Origin of the sequence: Agrobacterium tumefaciens, assembly GCA_025560025.1 — a bacterium.
Classification (GTDB): Bacteria; Pseudomonadota; Alphaproteobacteria; order Rhizobiales; family Rhizobiaceae; genus Agrobacterium.
On sequence record CP048486.1, the window covers coordinates 2,089,946 to 2,109,957 of the forward strand.

The 20,012-nt window shown below is 59.6% G+C and carries 18 protein-coding genes; 15 read left to right on the forward strand and 3 right to left on the reverse strand.

The window, feature by feature from the left end; translation table 11 throughout:
• Nucleotides 1-166: 166 nt before the first annotated feature.
• Nucleotides 167-1,120, reverse strand: coding sequence for a LysR family transcriptional regulator (locus FY152_23455; protein UXS35042.1), 954 nt, complete (start codon nucleotides 1,118-1,120; stop codon nucleotides 167-169).
• A 285-nt stretch (nucleotides 1,121-1,405) separates the two neighbouring features.
• On the opposite strand from FY152_23455, the gene FY152_23460 reads away from it, so the two are divergent.
• From FY152_23460 to FY152_23495, 8 genes are all read left to right on the forward strand, one after another.
• Complete coding sequence (locus FY152_23460; protein UXS35043.1) at nucleotides 1,406-2,656, forward strand: NAD(P)-binding domain-containing protein; 1,251 nt, start codon at nucleotides 1,406-1,408, stop codon at nucleotides 2,654-2,656.
• Between the two features lie 61 nt (nucleotides 2,657-2,717).
• Nucleotides 2,718-3,131 (forward strand): RidA family protein, encoded by a 414-nt coding sequence (locus FY152_23465; protein UXS35044.1) that lies wholly within the window; start codon nucleotides 2,718-2,720, stop codon nucleotides 3,129-3,131.
• Nucleotides 3,132-3,228: 97 nt separating this feature from the next.
• Complete coding sequence (locus tag FY152_23470) at nucleotides 3,229-3,906, forward strand: DUF1028 domain-containing protein (protein UXS35045.1); 678 nt, start codon at nucleotides 3,229-3,231, stop codon at nucleotides 3,904-3,906.
• Between the two features lie 198 nt (nucleotides 3,907-4,104).
• Nucleotides 4,105-5,190 (forward strand): ABC transporter ATP-binding protein, encoded by a 1,086-nt coding sequence (locus FY152_23475; protein UXS35046.1) that lies wholly within the window; start codon nucleotides 4,105-4,107, stop codon nucleotides 5,188-5,190.
• A gap of 30 nt (nucleotides 5,191-5,220) precedes the next feature.
• Entirely contained in the window at nucleotides 5,221-6,510 is a 1,290-nt protein-coding gene (locus tag FY152_23480; GenBank protein ID UXS35047.1) for an extracellular solute-binding protein, read from the forward strand.
• A 227-nt stretch (nucleotides 6,511-6,737) separates the two neighbouring features.
• Nucleotides 6,738-7,649 carry an ABC transporter permease gene (locus FY152_23485; GenBank protein UXS35174.1) on the forward strand — a complete coding sequence of 304 codons (912 nt, stop codon included), beginning with the start codon at nucleotides 6,738-6,740 and terminating at the stop codon, nucleotides 7,647-7,649.
• A 4-nt stretch (nucleotides 7,650-7,653) separates the two neighbouring features.
• Nucleotides 7,654-8,472: an ABC transporter permease gene (locus tag FY152_23490; protein ID UXS35048.1), complete on the forward strand. Its 819-nt coding sequence runs from the start codon at nucleotides 7,654-7,656 to the stop codon at nucleotides 8,470-8,472.
• A gap of 11 nt (nucleotides 8,473-8,483) precedes the next feature.
• Nucleotides 8,484-9,293, forward strand: coding sequence for an aspartate/glutamate racemase family protein (locus FY152_23495; protein UXS35049.1), 810 nt, complete (start codon nucleotides 8,484-8,486; stop codon nucleotides 9,291-9,293).
• Here FY152_23495 and FY152_23500 read toward each other — a convergent pair.
• Complete coding sequence (locus FY152_23500; GenBank protein ID UXS35050.1) at nucleotides 9,248-9,982, reverse strand: hypothetical protein; 735 nt, start codon at nucleotides 9,980-9,982, stop codon at nucleotides 9,248-9,250. The genes FY152_23495 and FY152_23500 overlap by 46 nt on opposite strands.
• Nucleotides 9,983-10,652: 670 nt before the next feature.
• On the opposite strand from FY152_23500, the gene FY152_23505 reads away from it, so the two are divergent.
• The 5 genes from FY152_23505 to chrA all read left to right on the forward strand — a co-directional run bounded on the left by FY152_23505 (nucleotide 10,653) and on the right by chrA (nucleotide 16,256).
• On the forward strand, nucleotides 10,653-11,555 hold the full coding sequence (locus FY152_23505) for a hypothetical protein (GenBank protein UXS35175.1): 903 nt from the start codon (nucleotides 10,653-10,655) through the stop codon (nucleotides 11,553-11,555).
• A gap of 45 nt (nucleotides 11,556-11,600) precedes the next feature.
• Nucleotides 11,601-13,475: a tyrosyl-tRNA deacylase gene (locus FY152_23510; protein ID UXS35051.1), complete on the forward strand. Its 1,875-nt coding sequence runs from the start codon at nucleotides 11,601-11,603 to the stop codon at nucleotides 13,473-13,475.
• 232 nt (nucleotides 13,476-13,707) lie between these two features.
• Nucleotides 13,708-14,259, forward strand: coding sequence for a hypothetical protein (locus FY152_23515; GenBank protein ID UXS35052.1), 552 nt, complete (start codon nucleotides 13,708-13,710; stop codon nucleotides 14,257-14,259).
• 116 nt (nucleotides 14,260-14,375) lie between these two features.
• Nucleotides 14,376-14,855 carry a hypothetical protein gene (locus tag FY152_23520; GenBank protein UXS35053.1) on the forward strand — a complete coding sequence of 160 codons (480 nt, stop codon included), beginning with the start codon at nucleotides 14,376-14,378 and terminating at the stop codon, nucleotides 14,853-14,855.
• A gap of 171 nt (nucleotides 14,856-15,026) precedes the next feature.
• Nucleotides 15,027-16,256 carry a chromate efflux transporter gene (chrA, locus tag FY152_23525; protein ID UXS35054.1) on the forward strand — a complete coding sequence of 410 codons (1,230 nt, stop codon included), beginning with the start codon at nucleotides 15,027-15,029 and terminating at the stop codon, nucleotides 16,254-16,256.
• On the opposite strand, the gene FY152_23530 is transcribed toward chrA, so the two are convergent.
• Nucleotides 16,251-17,141, reverse strand: coding sequence for a LysR family transcriptional regulator (locus tag FY152_23530; GenBank protein UXS35055.1), 891 nt, complete (start codon nucleotides 17,139-17,141; stop codon nucleotides 16,251-16,253). The two genes, chrA and FY152_23530, sit on opposite strands and share 6 nt — an antisense overlap.
• 133 nt (nucleotides 17,142-17,274) lie before the next feature.
• Between FY152_23530 and FY152_23535 the strand changes: the two genes are divergently transcribed.
• Together FY152_23535 and FY152_23540 are read left to right on the forward strand one after the other, a co-directional pair.
• Complete coding sequence (locus tag FY152_23535; GenBank protein UXS35056.1) at nucleotides 17,275-18,432, forward strand: beta-lactamase; 1,158 nt, start codon at nucleotides 17,275-17,277, stop codon at nucleotides 18,430-18,432.
• A gap of 254 nt (nucleotides 18,433-18,686) precedes the next feature.
• On the forward strand, nucleotides 18,687-20,009 hold the full coding sequence (locus tag FY152_23540; GenBank protein ID UXS35176.1) for a pyrimidine utilization transport protein G: 1,323 nt from the start codon (nucleotides 18,687-18,689) through the stop codon (nucleotides 20,007-20,009).
• Nucleotides 20,010-20,012 lie beyond the last annotated feature (3 nt).

Here is a 20,012-nt window from a genome sequence, read left to right on the forward strand (position 1 = left end):
GGCAGCAGGGCGCGACCGGCAATTGGCGCGCACAGTCTCATTGCGCGACCAAAAAGAAAAATAAGATATTCGGAACTGGTGCTTAGAAAAAAGCGAGCATGGCGGCGAAGCATTTCCAGTAAAAGGGGAATCGCTTTTATGTCCGGACAATGCGCACGGAAACATCCTAGTCGGAAACACTGCGGCGCATGTTCAGATTGGGCGCTTCCATGCCCGGCACATAGCTGTTCGATATCAGACCTTTGCAATGGTCCTCGAAACTGCGGACCATGCGTGTGGCCACCTGCTGGCCGATGCGGATGAGGCCGATGCGCATGGGCTTGTGTTCGCCCGCCAGACGAAGGCCGACGAGCCGGCGGCCATCCAGCGCCGCCTTGTTCTTGGGGCGGACATTGGCCAGCGTGTAACCATACTGGTTGCCGACCATCGTGCGGATGACTTCCTGATGCTGGATCTGCGCCACGATGTTGGGCGATACGCCGGCGGCGGCGAAGAGGCCGAGGAAATAATCCCGCGACAGGGGCAGGTCGAGCAGAATGAATTCCCGCTCTTCAAGCTCCTTGAGGGTAATGGCGGAGAGTGCAGCGAGAGGATCCGTTTCCGCCACCTGCACATAGGGCGGCAATTCCGCCAGCACGGTGAACTCGAAACCCTCAGGGATAGACAGGTCATAGGAAAGCGCGACGTCGATTTCGGCCCGCTCGAGCTTTGAGAGAAGGACGCTGTGGTCGGCGACCGTGGGTCTCACCTGCGCGCCGGGAAAGGCGGCCCTGAAACTATGGCTGACTTCCGGCAGAAGCATCGGCGCGAATGTGAGCAGACAGCCCAGCGAAAGCGTTCCACGCACCTGATCGGAGGCTTCGGAGGCCGCGATATAGAGGTTCTGTCCCTGTTCGATGACCGCCTTTGCCTGCGCCAGTATCTTCTGCCCCGCGGGAGTGAGAGAAAGGCCCTGGGCGTGCCGCCGCAGGAAGAGCTGGGTGTTCAGCTCGATTTCCAGCTGCGAGATCGCCGTTGAAATCGATGGCTGCGAAACACGGATTCGCTCCGAAGCAAGCGTGATGGAGCCAGCCTCGGCGGTGGCGATGAAATATTCGAGTTGGCGAAGCGTAAAACGCATGTGCAGCCCTTACGTAGCATGTGCGCGGGGGCCGGCGGTGAATGCGAAAGCCCTTTGCCAATAGGGCGCGGTCAAGTCGCCCTTCTTACAATTATCAGTTCCTAAAGTGTAAACCACGCTTCCGGCAATAGGCTGCGGCGCCTGCAGGAAGAAAAGCCTTTGCTTTTGGCGATCCTAACCAGTGCTGCAGGAAATGATAATTTTCTGAACCTCCGCCCTTCGCTAGATCGATAGCAAGCAGCCGTTGCGGTCAGCAGATCACGGCCAGGAGAAGGAAGGGCAATAATGTCAGTCGAAAAAATCCACACGCTTGTCGTTGGGGCAGGGCAGGCCGGCGTCGCGATGAGCGAACACCTTGGCAGGAACGGCATAGATCATGTCGTGCTTGAAAAGGGGCGCATTGCCGAGCGCTGGCGTTCGATGCGCTGGGATTCGCTCGTTGCCAACGGTCCGGCCTGGCACGACCGTTTTCCGAATATGGACTTTTCCGGAAATCCCGATGCCTTCATACCAAAGGATGAAGTAGCCGATTATTTCGCTGCCTATGCCCGGATGAACGATGCGCCGGTGCGTTGCGGCGTCGAAGTCAGCCGTGTCGAGCGCCTTGAAGGCCGTCCGGGTTTTCGCGTCGAGACATCGGGCGGCGTGATCGAGGCAGGGAATGTCGTGGCGGCGACCGGGCCGTTCCAAAAGCCGAATATTCCGCCGCTGGTTCCGCGCGAAAGCGGTCTCAACCAGATACATTCCAGCGAATACCGCAATCCCGCCCAGCTCCCTGATGGAGCGGTGCTGGTGGTCGGTGCCGGTTCTTCCGGCGTGCAGATTGCCGAAGAGCTGATGCGGGCCGGGCGCAAGGTCTATTTGTCCGTCGGTCCCCATGATCGCCCGCCGCGCGCCTATCGCGGCCGCGATTTCGTCTGGTGGCTCGGCGTTCTCGGCAAATGGGATGCGCAGGCGCAGGCGCCCGGTGCCGAACACGTCACCATTGCAGTGAGCGGCGCACGCGGCGGCGAAACCATCGATTTTCGCCGTCTTGCCGCACAGGGCATGGTGTTGGTCGGCATGACCGGCACCTATGTACAGGGCAAGCTGACCTTCAGCGACGATCTTGCCCGCAATCTCGACCGGGGTGACCGGAACTACCTCTCGCTGCTGGATGAAGCGGACGCCTTTGTCACACGCAACGGTCTCAATCTGCCGCAGGAGCCGGAGGCGCGCATTCCTGGTCCCGTCGTCGACTGTGTCACCCGCCCGTTGCAGGAGCTCGATCTCGTGGAGGCCGGGGTGACGACAATCGTCTGGGCCACCGGCTTCAGCTCCGACTACAGCTGGCTGAAGGTGGGCGCTTTCGACGAGGCGGGCCGACCAAAGCATCAGCGCGGCGTTTCGGCCGAAAAGGGCATCTATTTTCTCGGCCTGCCATGGCTTTCGGGGCGAGGCTCCAGCTTTATCTGGGGTGTCTGGCACGACGCCAAGCATGTCGCCGATCATATCGCCATTCAGGACACCTACATGGCGTATTCGCCGCAAGGCTGATTGTCCCACCTCAAAAAGCACGGCGTCACAATTTCATTTGCCTGTTCCGATGGAGAATAGAATGGCACATACCCGTATTCGCAAGTTCAATACGAAGGAAACCTACCCCGAGCAACGGCTCGACAACGATCTCTGCCAGGCGGTGGTCGCACGCGGTACGGTGATTTTCCTGCGCGGCCAGTGCCCGCAGGATCTCGATACGGCAAAGAATATCGATAGCCACGATCCGGTAACACAGACCCACAAGGTCATGCAGAATATTCGCCAGCTGGTCGAAGAGTCCGGTGGAAAGATGGAGCATGTGACCAAGCTCGTCGTCTATCTGACCGACGTGCGCCACCGCGAGGCGGTCTACCGGACCATGGGCGAATATATAAAGGGCGTCTACCCGGTCTGCACGGGCCTCGTCGTCGTGGCGCTTGCGCGACCCGAATGGCTTGTCGAGATCGACGCCACCGCAGTCATTCCCGATTGATCCGGCAAGGCCAGCCGTTCAAACCGCTGATCGGCCCAAAAAGTCAGGTCGGCGGTTCTGGAAGCGCGGCGACTATTCTCAGAAACAGGAGTTCGACATGACTTTTTCCATCGTTGCGCGTTGCGCCGATACCGGCCAGTTCGGGGTTGCCATCTCCTCGTCGTCTCCTGCCGTCGCTGCGCGGTGCGCCTGGGCCGAAGCCGGGGTAGGCGCGGTTGCGACACAAAACGTCACCAATCCCGCGCTTGGAAATTTGATGCTGCGACGGCTGGCGCAAGGGGCGGATGCCGCCGAGGCGGTCTCCGGCGCGCGCGATCATGACGCATTTCCGGACCATCGCCAGCTTCTCGCGATAGACGCGAATGGAAATGCAGCAATTCATTCCGGTACGAAGGCCCTGGGAATATGGACATCCGCCTCAGGCAAGGATTGCGCGGCCGGCGGAAATCTGCTCGCAAATGATGGAATTCCGGCGGCGATGGTCCGGGCGTTTGAAGTTTCCGAAGGGTCCCTCGGCGACAGGCTAGTCGCCGCTCTTAAAGCCGCTGTCGAAAATGGCGGCGAGGCAGGTCCGGTTCATTCAGCCGGATTGCTGATTGTCGACCGCGAGAGTTGGCCCTATGCGGAACTGCGCATCGACTGGCTTGACGATGCATGCCCGGTCGAGGCGGTCGCCCATGCCTGGGAAATATACAAGCCGCAGGCAGATGCTTATGTGACGCGGGCGCTCAACCCAGCGGATGCCCCGTCCTATGGTGTGCCCGGAGACGAGTAGGAGAAGTTTGCGCCTTTGGCATGGCAAACCCGCCCACCAAGATCGCATACAATTTCGACAGTCAATCGAAAACAATCGCTGCAAATTTGGGCAGGCGGCCGGCCGGGTTCATAGGTCGCCCTGGAATTTCCTTTTAGATCAATGGCAAAGCGGATTGGCACGCCTCCTGCATGACAAGGTTGTCGCAGGAGAGTGTTCATGAGCAAAGCCGCAGCAATCGACATCGCGTCCGTATCCAAGATTTACGGCACCACCACCGCCGTGCATGCGATAAGCCTCAAGATTCCGGCGGGAAGCTATTGCTGCCTGCTTGGCCCGTCGGGCTGCGGAAAAACCTCGACGCTGCGAATGATTGCCGGCCATGAAAGCATTTCCAGCGGTGATGTCCGGCTGGGCAATGTGGTGGTCACCGATCTGCCGCCCGCCCGGCGCGGCACGGCGATGATGTTCCAGTCCTATGCGCTGTTTCCGCATCTCGATCTCGTCGACAATGTCGCCTTCAGCCTCAAGATGAAGGGGGTGGACAGGGAGACGCGCCGCGCCAAGGCGCTCGATATGCTGCGGCTGATGCAGCTTGAACCCTATGCCAGCCGACGTCCGGCCCAGCTTTCCGGCGGGCAGCAGCAGCGCGTGGCGCTGGCGCGCGCGCTCATCACCGATCCCGAGGCGCTGCTGCTGGATGAGCCGCTGTCGGCGCTCGATCCTTTCCTCAAAATCCGCATGCGTGCCGAGTTGAAGAAACTGCAGACCTCGCTTGGCATCACCTTCGTCCACGTCACGCACAGCCAGGAAGAGGCCATGGCGCTGGCCGATGTCATCGTCGTCATGAATGATGGCCGTATCGAGCAGGCGGCGACACCACGCGAGGTGTTCGAGCGCCCGGCCACCGCTTTCGTTGCCCGTTTCATGGGCGACCACAATGTCATTTCCGGGCGTTTCAAACAAAAGACCGGCGATCTCGTCATGCTGGAAGTGGCGGGTGGAGGCACCTTCACGGCCAACGGCACCGCTCCCGATGACGGCGCGGTGGATATCGCCATCCGTACCGACCGCGTGCGCGTGGGGGAGGCGGATCAGCCGGGCTTCGGTTTTACCGGCATTGTCTCGAATGTCGAATATCGCGGCGCGAGCGTGAAGATCGCCGTCAGCGGCGCGGGTATCGAGGATTTCAACGTCATCCTCAGCGATGCCGCCTTTTTTGAAAAGCCGGTCAGGACCGGCGACGCCATACCGCTTTCATGGAATGCGGCCGATGCCATCGTGCTCGGCCGGGTAGAGAAGTGACCCCAAAAATAACCAGAGGAGAACTTTGAAATGACCGATACCTCCAAGATCAAAACAGGCCTTTCCCGCCGCGGCCTTCTCAAGGCCGGTGCGGCGGCGACGGGTGCGGCGATCGGCTCCGGCCTCATCACCGGCTTCCCGACCATCTGGGCGCAGAACCCGATCACCATCCGCCAGTTCGGCACCGGCGTGTCGAACCTCAATGCCATTGCCGAAAAGTGCAAGGCCGATCTCGGTATCACGCTCGAAATGACGGCGACGGATTCCGACGCTGCCGCCCAGCGTGCGGTGACCCAGCCGAATTCCTATGACATCGCCGACATCGAATACTGGATCCTGAAGAAGGTCTATCCGGCGGGCGTCATCCAGCCGATGGAAATCAAGAAGCTGAAATATTACGACAAGATCGTGCCGCTGTTCAAAAACGGCAAGCTGAAGCCGGACAGCGTCGTGGCGCAGGGCACGGCCCCGCACACGGTCGGTTTCGTCGAAAAGCCCGGCGACAAGAAGTTCGCCAAGGGCGAGACCGATTATTTCACCATGGTCCCGACCATCTACAATGCCGATACGCTTGGCATCCGCCCCGATCTCGTCGGCCGCGATATCTCCAGCTGGGCCGATATCATGGACCCGAAGTTCAAGGGCAAGACCTCGATCCTCAACATTCCCTCCATCGGCATCATGGATGCGGCGATGATCATGGAAGCCCTGGGCAACATCAAATATGCCGACAAGGGCAACATGACCAAGGAAGAGATCGACAAGACAATCGACTTCCTCATCAAGGCGAAAAAAGACGGCCAGTTCCGCGCCTTCTGGAAGAGCTTCGATGAAAGCGTCAACCTCATGGCCTCGGGTGAAGTCATCATCCAGTCCATGTGGTCGCCGGCCGTCGCCGCCGTTCGCTCCAAGGGCATCGCCTGCAAATATCAGCCGCTGAAGGAAGGTTATCGCTCCTGGGGTGGCGGTCTTGGCCTTGCCAAGCACCTCTCCGGCGCCAAGCTCGATGCGGCTTACGAATATATCAACTGGTACACCTCCGGCTGGGTCGGCGCTTACCTCAACCGCCAGGGCTACTACTCTGCCGCCATGGAAACGGCGAAGGAACATATGTCCGCCGACGAGTGGGGTTACTGGGTCGAAGGCAAGCCGGCGCAGGGCGATATCATCGCGCCCGACGGCAAGGTCATGGAAAAGGCCGGTGCGGTGCGCGATGGCGGCTCCTTCGAGGAGCGCATGGGCAAGGTCGCATGCTGGAACTCCGTCATGGACGAGGACCGCTACATGGTTCGTCGCTGGAACGAATTCATCGCGGCCTGATGTTTTTGAAGGATGAAGCCGGCGGTGAAGGCCGCCGGTCAGTCACATAGGCGTCGAAAACCCTCCGCCGTCATCCTCGGGCTTGACCCGAGGATCCACAATCTGGCGCGGCCATGGATCCTCGGGTCAAGCCCGAGGATGACGGCGAGAGTGTAGAGGCCTTTGTCAACATGCTCGCTGGCGACATCGCCGCCGGTGCATCTCCAAATCCAGCGAAAGGCTCCACCATGGTGACGGTCAGACTTATCGGCGTCAGCGAAAAAAAGGACAGGCCGCCCCGCAGCTTCGCCCTGCCGCAAAAGCTCGTATCCTATGTGCAGGCCGCACCGCTTTTGCTGATCCTCGGCTTTTTCCTGGCTCTGCCGATCCTCATGATCGCCGTCGTCAGCTTCTGGGACTATGACTTCGCCCAGATGTATCCCGATTTCGTGACCTTCAACTATCTGGAAACGCTGGGCTCGTGGGTCACCTGGCAGACCTATCTCAACACGCTGAAATATGCCGCCATCGTCTGGGCCATCACGCTGTTCTGCGGTTTCTGGGTCGCCTATTTCCTGGCTTTTCACATTCGCACCACCACCATGCAGATGGTGCTCTTCCTCATCTGCACCGTGCCGTTCCTGACATCGAACATCATCCGCATGATCTCCTGGATACCCGTTCTCGGGCGCAACGGGCTGGTCAACAGCACGCTGGTCAGCGCCGGCATCGTGCCCGCGCCGATTGAGTGGCTGCTTTATTCGGATTTCGCCGTGGTGCTGGCCATGGTGCATCTTTATACGCTGTTCATGGTCACGCCGATCTTCAATACGCTGATGCGCATCGACAAATCGCTGATCGAGGCGGCGCGTGACGCCGGTGCAACGGGCTGGCAGACACTCTGGAACGTCATCATTCCCCTTGCAAAACCCGGCATGGCCATCGGCAGCATCTTTGTCGTGACGCTGGTGATGGCGGATTTCTCGACAGTTCAGGTCATGTCCGGCGGGCAAAGCGCTTCCGTGGCGCTGATGATGAAGAACCAGATGTCGCTGCTGCAATATCCGGCGGCCGCCGCAAACGCCGTCATTCTGCTCATTCTCGTTCTGCTGATGGTCGCGGGCATCCTGCGCATCGTTGATATCCGCAAGGAGCTCTAATCCCATGCATCAGGAAAAACGCGGCCGCGAATTCTACATCCTCGCTTTCTTTTTCGCCCTTTTCGTGCTGTTCCTTTACGGCCCGCTGTCGGCCATCCTCATCCTCGCTTTTCAGGGACCGAATGGCGGCCTGACTTTTCCGCTGAATGGCGTTTCGCTGCACTGGTTCGGTAATCTCTTCGAACAGCAGGCGGTGGGCGATTTCGGCGGCTCGTTCCGCCGCTCCTTCGGGCTTGGCCTGATGGTCATGATCGTCACCGTTTTCGTATCGCTTCTGGCGGGCCTTGCCTTCCGACGAAAATTCATCGGCGCGACACCGCTTTTTTATCTCTCCGTTGCCAGCCTGGTGGTTCCGTCAATCATCATTTCGCTTGGCATTGGTGTTCTTTTCCAACAGCTTGGGCTGGAGCCTTCATGGTATACATCAGCTTTTGGCGCGCATCTCACCTGGACGCTGCCATTTGGCGTGCTCATCATGCTGGCCGTGTTCAACCGCTTCTCGCCATCCTATGAGGAGGCAGCCCGTGACCTTGGCGCGTCCTCCTGGCAAACATTTGCCCATGTGGTGCTGCCGATGATCGCGCCGAGCCTGATCGGCGTCGGCCTGTTCGGCTTCACGCTTTCCTATGACGAATTCGCCCGCACGCTGATGACGGCGGGAACCTACAACACCCTGCCGCTGGAAATCTACGGCATGACCACCAATGTCACGACGCCGGTGCTTTATGCGCTCGGAGCCGTAACGACCCTGTTCTCCTTCCTGGTGATCGCAGGCACGCTCGGCCTGATCGTTACCTTGAACCGCCGCCATTCACGCGGATAAAGAAACGTACCATGCGCATCCTCATCATCAATCCGAATACGACGCATTCCATGACTGAGACGATCGCCGATGCGGCGATCCGTGTATCCAACCCCGAAACGGAAATTCTGGCCGTCACCTCATCCATGGGGCCTGTCTCCATAGAAGGATATTACGACGAGGTTTTCGCCGTGCCCGGCCTGCTGCTGGAGCTTGCCAGGGCGCCGGCGCTCGGTGCGGATGCTGCTATCATCGCCTGTTTCGATGATACCGGGCTCGATGCGGCACGGGCGCTCGCCGATATACCGGTTATCGGTATCTGCGAGGCCGCGGTTTCCGCCACCGCCTTCATCGCGCAGAAGTTCACCATCGTCACGACGATGGAGCGGTCACGGCTGCCGCTCGAACATCTCGTCCATCGCTACGGCATGTCTTCCCGTTGCAATGTGCGTGCCGCCGATATTCCCGTCCTGTCGCTGGAAGAGTCCGGTTCAAATGCCCGCGAGAGGTTGCGCGAAGAGATTTCGCTGGCGCTGAAGAATGACGGGGCGGAGGCGATCGTGCTCGGCTGTGCCGGCATGGCGGACCTTACCGCCGAACTGCGCAGCGAATTCGGCGTGCCCGTCATCGATGGCGTCGCCGCCGCCGTCAAGCAGGCCGAAGCGCTGGTGGCCATGGGTCTTTCGACGGCCAAACGCGGCGCTTATGCCACGCCGGTCGTCAAGCCCTATCGCGGATTGCTGGAAACATTCCAGCCGGACCGCATCGTGGCTTCCTCAGGCGGCCATGGAGAGCGTCACGGTTTGGAACTCTCCGACCATAAAACAACGAAGGCGAGCTGATAGGCGAGATCACGTCGCACATTTTGCAGCGTCGGATCGCTCAGGATTATTCTGGAGCCGTCTCTCTGCAGGAAATTCAGTCGCTCCGCCTTGGCCAGCAGCGCCGTGACGTGGGCACGGCTGATCCCGTAGGCGCGAGCGGCCGCCTTGCGGGAAAATTCGCATCCCGTGTCATCAGATCCGATTGCTGTCGCCGCCGACAGCAAATCCAGCAGCAAGGGAAATCCCGGCGCATGCCCCAGGAATATCCGCATTTCCTCCGACAGCGGATGCAATTCCAGGGGATGCCTCAAAAGCCAGTTCATGCCATCCAGAAGGGTGCTTACGCCGTCCGCCGTTTTCTCGGACGTCACCATCCCCGGATGGGCGCGCCATGGCGAGGCCGCAGCCAGATAGGCCGCTGCCAGCGTCTGCACCGCGTCAACCAGCCAGCCATTCAATGACCATGGGCGTTCACGCCTGTCGCTGCACGGCGGAAGCCGCTGTGCGGTGCCCTCCAGTTCCAGCCAGTCTATCAGCGCGCGTGTCCTGCGGCTGGATGCCCAGCCACTCGGAACGACGGTCGCCTGAACTGCGGCCAGTGTGAACTGCCCTTCATGGACCGAACCCGGACCGAGAGCGCAGATGACGGTCGCGAATGCGCCGAAATCACCGATGGCGCGGACGAGGCGTTGTTCCCGTTTAAACACGATCGATATCTGCGCACAGAGGCAGTTTACCGCTTCATCGAAAGCCTCATCGTTCAAAATCCGGTTCGCAAGTGGGGTCAGCCTCTCGAGAAGCATGTCCGGCGGCGGCCGAACGGAATTCCCCGCCGGGAGCGGTTTCGAAACGTGCGAAATCTCTCTTCGAGATGCCTTTCCCCCTTGGGCTTCTAGGTCGTCACTACTTTTTGGCGAAATTCAAGGCGTGGGTTTCATGAGCCGGCTGCGCCCGTTCGCTAAGCGCAAGACAGCCGAAAATTCGCGGACGTGGAGATAGGTGCAATTTGTTGCACTCCCCCACTGTCCCATTGGGGGCTATTAAAAAATACTCTCATAAATTGAATGTTAAAGGGCGCGTTAAAATATGTGCTCTTTTGAGACGGTTTATGACTGTGACACGAACGATAACGTTAATACCTGTTTTTATTGCATAATTTTATACGACTTCGAACGCTTCCCATATCGCCGGATATTCTGAAATACAATCTTTGATGGTTGTTTTTTGGGGCTTGACGACGTTGCAAGGGATGCAGCCGAAGGTCGCCGACTTCCGAATGTTTCTACCCTGCCTATGGCGCGGTCGGCAGCGATGCCGGGCGGCCGCCGGCTTTGCAATGCCTTTTTATCCACCCCCAATTCTCCAAAGGAGGATGAGATAATGCAACTTCGACATGTTATTTTTGCCGGTCTCGCCGCGATTGCGACGCAGTTCGATCTGCCGGCAATGCGCTATACGGCGCCTGCCGATGCGGCCACCCTGTCTGCCGAGCAGGTGGCCGCCTTTCAGTCGAAACTGGAGCAGGCGGAAGCAGGCCGCGAACTGCTCGGCCGCCGATCCGTGTGCCTGATGGAGCATCTGACGGCGCAGCAGCAGCTCAGCGCCGACCGCGAAAAAGCGCTGGGGCAGGCCAAATACCTGCAGATCGAGCTGGAACGGCAGGTGGTGCAGTCCGAAACCAGCGTGAAGGGCTACGAGGATCTCGTGCGGTCCGAGAGCGAGAATGTCAGGGCGCGTCAGGCCACCTTCGAAAAAGCCCGAAGGGAAAGGGACGAACAGGCCAAGCGAGTAAGAATATGCAGCGGGGTCCTCTTCTTCCTGCCGGGCATTTGCCAGGCCGGTGACGCCGCGGTGAAGGCGTTTGGCTGGATGAACGACGCGGAGAGGGAATACCGCATCGCGCTGCCGCGGCTGGACAATGCCCGGTCGGCTCTCGACGGCGTTCGCAACCAGCTCGAAAACAATCGCCGCCAGCTTGAGGCGGCAAAGCAGGGCCACGCGGAAAACGAGAATGCGGTGAAAACGCTGGAAGAGCAGATCACCAGGCTCAAGGCAGCGATTTCCACCATCAACGTCAAGGTTCAGGACTTCAACATTCAGGTCGGCAACTTCACCAACGCTCTCAAGGAAGCGAGCGAGGTCAATCCTGACGACGCGAAAATACGTCAGGTCAACCGGCTGTCCGCCGAGATCGACGGCCTTACCAGCGACGTGCCGCAGTTCATTTCCTCGACCGAGGCCGGTCTGCCTGACGACGCGAAGAAACAGTGCGGATCGTGAACGATCAACCCCAATGACTCTCCATAACCACCCATCAACAGGAGCATGAAAATGAACAATGTCGTCAATCTTGAAAGCCGGGTAACCAAATTGAACAGCGCGATCGACGCCGATGTCGAGGCGATCGTGTCGAAGCCGGAATTCGCCCTTCCCAAGGCGGATACGGCGCTCGTCCGGTATTATGTCGACAAGATCCAGGGAACCTACGATGTCGAGCGCGCCAAGCGCGACACCGACAATGCGATCGACCTGCTCTACATCGCCTATAACACCACGCCGCAGGAGGAAGGCAAAATTCGCGGCCGCATCAGCGCCATCATGGACAGCTTGATAAAGGCGCAGCAGAACAGTGAAATCACCATGAGACATGCGATGGATATTGCCAATCGCGTGCGCATTTCAGTTGACGATCTCTTCCCGGACTGGCTGGACGTCCGCGAGGGGAATGATCAAGCCGAGATCAAGGCTTTCGTCTCCAACGACTTGATCAAGCTTGCGAAAGATATCCGCGACAGGGCGCTGGAAGTGCGGGACGATCTGCTTGAGGTCGCCGCCACCTATGATGGCATCATCAAGGCGACGGCACAGATCACCGATGCGAGCGAAATGGTCTTGAGCAAGCGTCTCGAAGACAAGGCGACGATGGAGCGGGAAATCCGCGAGGCTGACGCGCGGCGTCAACAGCTGGAATCGCTTGTGAACGATCTGAAGATGCAGGTTGCGGAGTTCGAAAAGAAGGCCCGTGAATATGAAAAGCGGGCCAATACCGCCGAGCAGCGTGCTTTCATCATGTCGATCGTCCGGGTTGGCGCACAGATGATTTCAAGCGCCATTCCCGCAATCGCCATGGCGGCGGGCGGCCCGGCCTCCATGCTGGCCTCATCGGTCGGCGGCGCGCTTTCGGGACAGTCCAGGGGTGGCCAGGATGCTGACGGGCAGGGGCAGGGCGGGGGTTCCCGCACACCCACAACCGGCGGAGACAAGACGGATGCCGCTGCCACGCAAAGCAGGCTTTCCGAGCAGAAGGCCGAACTGCGCAAGAGCGAGGAAAAACGCGATACGTTGAAGACGGATATCAAATCGCTGGAAGACAGCAGGTCGGTACTGGCGAAGGATGCCGAGGGCACTGACCCGAAATCGAGCAAGGCCGTGGAACTTGCCGAGCTGGACAAACGTCTGACCGCCCGTGCGGCGGAACTGAAAGCGCAGGAGGAAAAGATCGCAAGTCAGCAGACCCTGATTTCCAGCCTGCAGGCTTCGCTCGACGCGCTCGACAAGGGGCTCGGCAAGCTCACCGACGAGCAGCAGCAACAGGCCGCAAGCCTGCGCGACATGCAGATGAAGATGATCGACAAGGCGGAAGCCTATGAGAACGAACGCCGCACCCAGGCCGCCGAGCTCATCAAGATCAACGCGCTGCTCAAGGGAAAGCAGGCCGAGGACGACAAGATCAAGCTTGCGGTCCAATCCCTCAATGTCAGCATTACGGCGCTGAAACGCATGAAGGAAATCATTGAGGAAATCGCCTTCTTCTTCAAAAGCTTCGCCGACTTCATGCAGGCCGTGGCCGACGATGCCGCGCACCAGATCAAGGCGATCGACAATGTGGCCGAGCTGGAGGTCATTCGCAAGAACCGCCTCGCCCAGCTCGTCCGCTCCGTCAACGAGTTCTTCGTCAGGCAGACCGGCCAATGGTATGCGGTCGCGAGCGTCAGTGAAAGGTTCAACCGCAGCTTTGCGGATGGATGGTCGAAGCTCAACAAGCTGCAGGGGAAATATCTCACCGGCACTGACCTGACGAACTATCTGGCGGAAGCTTCGGAAAAGGTCTCGGTCATTGTCGCCGAACGCGAGGCCGCGGCGGAAGCAAAAATCGCGTCGTTGCAAGCCTATCGTCAGGATCTGAGCAAAACGGCCTGATGTTCATTGAACTGCTGCTCCCGTCCCGGCCAGACGGCGAGCATAGTCATGATCGCGGCTGCAGGTCGTCCCCGTTGGCCTCACGATCATGGGCAGTGTCCTGCCGGCGCAAGTGCCGGCAGGACGGCCACCTCCACCGACAGCCTGACCACCCGATGCAACCCCGCAGACGGACATTCGGATTGCCATCAAAGGCAACGCTTGCACCGTCATTTTAGGAAGGAGAAATCACGTGCCGACTGTAACCAATCTTCCCGCCCTGATCGCTCAAGGCACCCCCTCCTGGTGCTTTGCCGCCGTCGAGGAAATGGTGCGAGCCTATTACGGGCTTCCCGCAGCCACGCAATATGCGATTGCGCGGCGCAATACCGCCGCACTCGCAAACGCCGATCCACAGGTCCAGGAGCGCTGGGAGCTGGCGCAGGTTCTGGACCAGTCCACCGGCCTCGATGAAATGGGTGGCGCCAATCAGAACAGCGATGTCGTCAAGCTCGTTTCCAGCCAGTGGAACTCTTTCGATCATGAGACGACCGGCGGCCAGTTCGTCGCCGACCTGACGGCCGAAATCGTCAGACGCGAGATCGACAACAACCGCGTCTTCGTGATCGGAACGAATATCCATTATTACCTCGTTTATGGATATACGGAGAATGGTAAGGATCTGGAGCTTCACATTCACGATCCATGGCCAGCCGGGCGGGGCGGCACGAAAACCCGGATCGGCCTGCAGGAGTTCCTGAGAACGCCTGCCCATACCGCCATCATCTTCGATCACGCCGTATAGCGGCGCTGCCGGACAGCTTCCGGCACGCACACCCATTCATTCAATCCAATCAGGCCAACCGATCCCGCGCTTGTAAGTCCGGGAGCAGGCTGGTCATTGCCCAGCAGGAGGCACAAATGCCAATTCTCAGCGATTTCGTGGTCAAGCATCTCCGCCCCTTCAGCGAAGACGGTTACAACACGTTCGGCAACAAGCAGACCATCGAGTTCCTCTCAAGTCTGAGCCTCGATATGGATGAGATCACCTCCATCTTCACCGCATGGCGCAAGGCGGCCCTGGCTGACCCGAAGACCGAGAGCAATCTTTTCGCCGAAGCGGCGAATGCCGTTGCCCAGGCACGGTGGGAACATCTTTACGAGACCAGCAAGAGCACCGTCATGTTTCTCGACGATGTTCAGCTTGAATCCCTCAGCCATCTGACACCCGGCAAGAACCGCAGCTTTTCCTGGACAGCTCCGACGCCGATTGCGATCGCCGTCACCATTTATAAGAAAAGCACCCGGCACGACATCACTCTCGGCGCCGCCGGCTTCTCGGGCGGCACCGACGATCAGGGCTGGATATCGCATTTCTCCGGATTGCTGCCTCCGAAATAACCGTTCTTTGACCTGACAAGCATCACAGCGCGCCGGGAAGTTAGCTCAGCTTCCCGGCGTTGATGCAGGTCACCCCTTCATATCCCTGTCGTAATAGTGTCTGATATCGATATCGTTTTAGAGGTCGATATGTGTTGACGAACAGCCGTTGCACGCTCAGGGAGCCCCTTCATGAAGTCGTCAACGGAAGCCATTCAAGGTGAAGCCCACACCGCGCCAACGGGCACACCTGGCGAGGTTTTCGCGACCTTCCTGAAGCTCGGAGTCACTTCCTTTGGCGGTCCTATCGCCCATCTCGGTTATTTCCGCGATGAGCTGGTCGTCAGGCGCAAATGGATCGATGAGGCGGGTTACGCCGATCTTGTGGCGCTCTGTCAGTTTCTGCCAGGCCCTGCCTCCAGCCAGGTGGGGTTTGCGCTTGGGCTGCTGCGGGCAGGGCCGCTCGGCGCGCTGGCCGCCTGGACCGCGTTCACCCTGCCATCCGCCATTCTCCTGCTTCTCTTCGCCATGGTCGCCGCCTCCATTGAAGGACCGGTCGGCACCGGCCTGTTGCATGGCCTGAAGATCGTTGCCGTTGCCGTGGTAGCACAGGCGGTCTGGGGCATGGCAAAAAGCCTTGCGCCGGATCGTGAGCGCGCCAGCATTGCGCTGGCCGGCGTCATCTGCGTCGTGTTTCTCGCCGGCGCCTTCGGCCAGATACTGGCGCTTGCCGTCGGCGCCATCGCGGGCCTTGCCTTCTGCCGCACGGATGCAACAGGTCAGGCCGCCCATCTCGCATTCCGGGTGCCGAAAAGCATTGGATACATCGCGCTCGCCATTTTCGCGCTTCTGCTGGCTTTCCTGCCGGTTATCGCGGCAATGGCCGGATCGCAGGGCCTCTCCCTGTTCGATGCGTTTTATCGTGCCGGCGCGCTCGTCTTCGGCGGTGGCCATGTGGTGTTGCCCTTGCTGCAATCGGAAGTCGTCGCAACGGGCTGGGTCACGAAAGATGCATTTATCGCAGGTTATGGCGCGACCCAGGCTGTTCCCGGCCCGCTCTTCACCTTTGCGGCCTATCTTGGCGCGGTGGTGGGGCCGCAGCCGAACGGCATTGCGGGGGCAGCCATTGCCCTCATCGCGATCTTCCTGCCCGGCATGCTGCTGCTCGTCGGCGCGCTGCCATTCTGGGAAGATTTTCGCAGGCACCTTCTGGCGCAGGCCGCCATGCGTGGCGCCAATGCCGCCGTCGTCGGCATTCTCGGCGCAGCGCTTTATGATCCGGTATGGACAAGCGCCATCTTCACCCAGAAGGATTTCGCGCTTGCGCTCATCGGTTTCATCCTGTTGACGGTGTGGAAAACGCCGCCATGGATCGTGGTTGTCATCTGCGCAATCGGCGGCGTTCTGCTCGCTTTTTTATAAGCCGTCCTGCGTCGGGTCAATATTGGCGAAGATCCAGTCGGAAAAGGCCTGCATGGCCGCCGTCCGCGGTTTTGATTGCAGCCGCGTCAGCCAGTAGCTGCCGAGTGATATGGTGATGGGAAAGGGCTGCACGATCGCCCCGGATGCCAGGTGCCGCGAAAACATCGAGGGCGGAGCCAGCGCCACCCCCAGCCCCTGCAGTGCAGCCTCCATCATGCCGAGCGAGGTGTCGAAAACGATCCCGGCGTTCACCTGTGCCACCGGTGCCACGCCAGCTGTCGCAAACCACGTCGCCCATTCGTCAGACCTGTAGCTGCGCAGCAATGTCGCCTCGACGAGATCGGCGGGAGACTTCAGCGTTTCCGCCAGTTTCGGCGTACACAGAGGTGACAGGGGCGCTTCGAAAAGCCGGAACGCATCCGTGCCATGCCATGAGCCCTGACCGAAGCGAATGGCAAAATCCAGCCCTTCGGCGGCCATGTCCACCCGGTTGTTGTTGGTGGAAACCCGCACATCGATGAACGGATGCTGCTTTTGAAACGCCTTCAGGCGGGGCAGCAGCCAGCCCACTGCAAAGGTTCCCACAACTCCCAGAAACAGCAGCTCGCGCACCTGTCCTGCCTCTATCCTGTCAAGCGTGGTCGCCATCTGGTCAAAGGAACTGGTGACCGTCGGCAGCAGGGCCTCGCCTTCGGCGGTGATTTTCAAACCTCTTGGAAGCCGCTGGAAAAGCGAAACCCCGAGCCGCTTTTCCAGCCCTTTCACCTGCTGGCTCACCGCCGCCTGCGTCACACACAGTTCGATGGCCGCGCGGGTGAAGCTGAGGTGCCGGGCTGAGGCCTCAAACGCCCTCAAGCCATTCAGGGGAAGAAATTGCCGAACCATTCGAGACCTAGATTTTATTATGCCTGCTGCGAGATATCATGATTTGTTCGTGCAATGTAGGGCGGTTAAACGTCTTTCGCTGGGGGCGGCGCACGCGCCGAAAATCCACCTTAGGTTTTGGAGAAAGCGAAAGATGAAACTTAATCGCAGACATGTCGCACTGACCGCCTTGCTCTCGGCTGGCCTGTTTACGCAGGCACTCGCTGCTGATGATGCCAGGCTGAAGGCGATTGCGGATGCCGCGATCAAGCCGGTCATGGAGAAAAACGGCATTCCGGGTCTGGCCGTCGCCATCAGTGTCGGGGGTGAAAACCACATCTTCACCTATGGCGTCATGTCGAAAAGCACGGGCCAGCCGGTGACCCCGCAAACGCTTTTCGAACTCGGCTCCATCAGCAAGACATTCACGGCGGCACTCAGCACCTATGCGGAGTTGAATGGCCAGCTGTCGCTCTCCGGCAAGGTGGGTGACTATCTGCCGTCCCTGAAGGGCAAGCCCTTCGGCGATGTCGCCTTGATGCATCTTGGCACCCACACGGCCGGCGGCTTCCCCATTCAGGTGCCCGAGAATATCAAGACGGAGCAACAGCTGCTGGCCTATCTCAAGGCCTGGAAGCCGTCCTACAAGGCCGGAACCCATAGAAGTTATGCCAATCCCAGCATTGGAATGCTTGGATATGTCACTGCAAAGGCCATGGGCAAAGGTTTTGACAGCGCCATGCAGGACACGCTGTTTCCCGCGCTGGGATTGAAGAACACCTTCACGACCGTGCCTAAGGCGAAGATGACCGATTATGCGCAGGGCTATAAGAGAACCGGCGAGCCGGCCCGCATGACACCCGCCATTCTTTCTTCAGAGGCTTATGGCGTCAGATCGACAGCCGATGACATGATCCGTTTCGTCAATGCGAATATGGGTCTGGAAAAGCTGGACGGAAAAATCCAGCAGGCGATCATCAACACCCATACGGGATATTTCAGCGTCGGCGCCATGACGCAGGATATGATCTGGGAGCAATATGCGTACCCGGCCGCCCTGAAGACGCTCACTGACGCAAACTCCGGCGCCCTGCTCAAGACGGTGCCTGTCTCCGAAATCTCGCCGCCGATGAAACCCCGGCAGGATGTCTTCATCAACAAGACCGGCTCCACCAATGGTTTCGGCGCTTATGTCGCGTTCATACCTGAACAGAAACGGGGCATCGTCATTCTGGCCAATAAAAACTATCCCAATGAGGAGCGGGTTTCTGCGGCCTATGAGATTTTGACGGCGCTCGACAGGGCAGAATAAGCATCGGGGCAGCATTCCGGGCTCCATGTCTTCGGCGCGGGAGTTGATCTCTCCCGCGTCAAAGCGCCTTTCGGCCGTATTCGACCCGATGACAGCGGCAGGCAATCGCGCTACCGGAGAAAAGATGTGCCGGCCACCGATTCGATCTCGGTCGACGGGCGCATATCATGGAAAGACAAATCTTTTTTGCCCGGCTGTGTACTGAAACGGAAAAGCCCGTCCAGCGCGCGCCGGCCGGTTCGTGGGGGACGATGATGAGCGATACGGGTGGCTATTTTCCGCGTTGGCGATTGAAAACCGAGGGGCGCATCATGCCGGATGAGCGGCTGCCGGCCGGGCAGACCGCGGTGCTCGGGTTGCAGCACGTCGTCGCGATGTTCGGCTCCACGGTTCTTGCGCCACTGATCATGGGCTTCGATCCGAATGTTTCCATCCTATTTTCAGGCATCTCGACGCTGATCTTCTTCATCGCCGTGGGCGGCCGGGTGCCGAGCTATCTCGGCTCATCTTTCGCATTTATCGGTCCCGTGCTTGTGGCGACCGGCGCGGCCGCGGGCGCTGCCAGCCCGAACATCGCGCTTGCACTGGGCGGCATCATTGCTGCCGGCGTGCTTTATGCGCTGATCGGCGTCATTGTCATGATCGTCGGCCATAATTGGATCGAGCGGCTGATGCCGCCCGTTCTGACCGGTGCGATCGTTGCCGCGATCGGTCTCGTACTTGCGCCCATCGCCATAGCCAGCGCCTCCGGCACGGGTCCGGGCAATCCCGATGGCGACCAGCTATCCCGCTGGATTGCGATTTTGACGGTCGCATCCGTCGGTGCAATTGCGGTTTATGCGCCGGGCATGGCGCGCCGGTTGCCCATCCTCATTGGCGGCGCGATTGCCTATATTGCCTATCTGGTTCTGGCCAATGGCTTCGACCTCGGCAAACCCGTCGATTTTGCGGGCGTTGCGGCGGCATCCTGGTTCGGACTGCCGACATTCACCGCGCCGGAATTCTCCGCGCCGGCCATTGCCCTGATCGCGCCGGTCGTTGTCATTCTGGTGGCCGAAAATCTTGGGCATATCAAGGCGATAGGGGCGATGACCGGTCGCAATCTCGACCCCTATCTCGGCCGCGCCTTCATCGGTGACGGCATCGCAACCATCTTTTCCGGCGCCTTCGGCGGAACGGGGATGACGACTTACGCGGAAAACATGGGTGTCATGGCGATCACGCGCATTTTTTCGACGCTTGTGTTCATCGTCGCCGCATTCGTCGCCATCATTCTCGGCTTCTCGCCAAAATTCGGCGCGCTCATCCAGACGATACCCGGACCCGTCATTGGCGGCCTGTCGGTCGTCGTCTTCGGCCTGATAGCGGCGACCGCCGGGCGCATATGGGTTGAAAACAAGGTCGATTTTTCCGAGCCCCGCAACCTCATCACCGTGGGTATCGCGCTGGTACTGGGTGCCGGAAACTTCAAGCTCAATGTCGCCGGCTTCACGCTGGATGGCATCGGCACGGCAACGATCGGCGCAATCGCCTTTTACCATCTGCTGGGTCTCGCAAGGCCGGCGCAGGACAGGTGAGGG

Excerpts from the sequence above, each read along its gene's own strand:
- FY152_23455 (UXS35042.1), bottom strand. The coding sequence starts at position 1,120 with ATGCGTTTTACGCTTCGCCAACTCGAATATTTCATCGCCACCGCCGAG.
- FY152_23460 (UXS35043.1), top strand. The coding sequence starts at position 1,406 with ATGTCAGTCGAAAAAATCCACACGCTTGTCGTTGGGGCAGGGCAGGCC.
- FY152_23465 (UXS35044.1), top strand. The coding sequence starts at position 2,718 with ATGGCACATACCCGTATTCGCAAGTTCAATACGAAGGAAACCTACCCC.
- FY152_23470 (UXS35045.1), top strand. The coding sequence starts at position 3,229 with ATGACTTTTTCCATCGTTGCGCGTTGCGCCGATACCGGCCAGTTCGGG.
- FY152_23475 (UXS35046.1), top strand. The coding sequence starts at position 4,105 with ATGAGCAAAGCCGCAGCAATCGACATCGCGTCCGTATCCAAGATTTAC.
- FY152_23480 (UXS35047.1), top strand. The coding sequence starts at position 5,221 with ATGACCGATACCTCCAAGATCAAAACAGGCCTTTCCCGCCGCGGCCTT.
- FY152_23485 (UXS35174.1), top strand. The coding sequence starts at position 6,738 with ATGGTGACGGTCAGACTTATCGGCGTCAGCGAAAAAAAGGACAGGCCG.
- FY152_23490 (UXS35048.1), top strand. The coding sequence starts at position 7,654 with ATGCATCAGGAAAAACGCGGCCGCGAATTCTACATCCTCGCTTTCTTT.
- FY152_23495 (UXS35049.1), top strand. The coding sequence starts at position 8,484 with ATGCGCATCCTCATCATCAATCCGAATACGACGCATTCCATGACTGAG.
- FY152_23510 (UXS35051.1), top strand. The coding sequence starts at position 11,601 with ATGAAAATGAACAATGTCGTCAATCTTGAAAGCCGGGTAACCAAATTG.
- FY152_23520 (UXS35053.1), top strand. The coding sequence starts at position 14,376 with ATGCCAATTCTCAGCGATTTCGTGGTCAAGCATCTCCGCCCCTTCAGC.
- chrA (UXS35054.1), top strand. The coding sequence starts at position 15,027 with ATGAAGTCGTCAACGGAAGCCATTCAAGGTGAAGCCCACACCGCGCCA.
- FY152_23530 (UXS35055.1), bottom strand. The coding sequence starts at position 17,141 with ATGGTTCGGCAATTTCTTCCCCTGAATGGCTTGAGGGCGTTTGAGGCC.
- FY152_23535 (UXS35056.1), top strand. The coding sequence starts at position 17,275 with ATGAAACTTAATCGCAGACATGTCGCACTGACCGCCTTGCTCTCGGCT.
- FY152_23540 (UXS35176.1), top strand. The coding sequence starts at position 18,687 with ATGAGCGATACGGGTGGCTATTTTCCGCGTTGGCGATTGAAAACCGAG.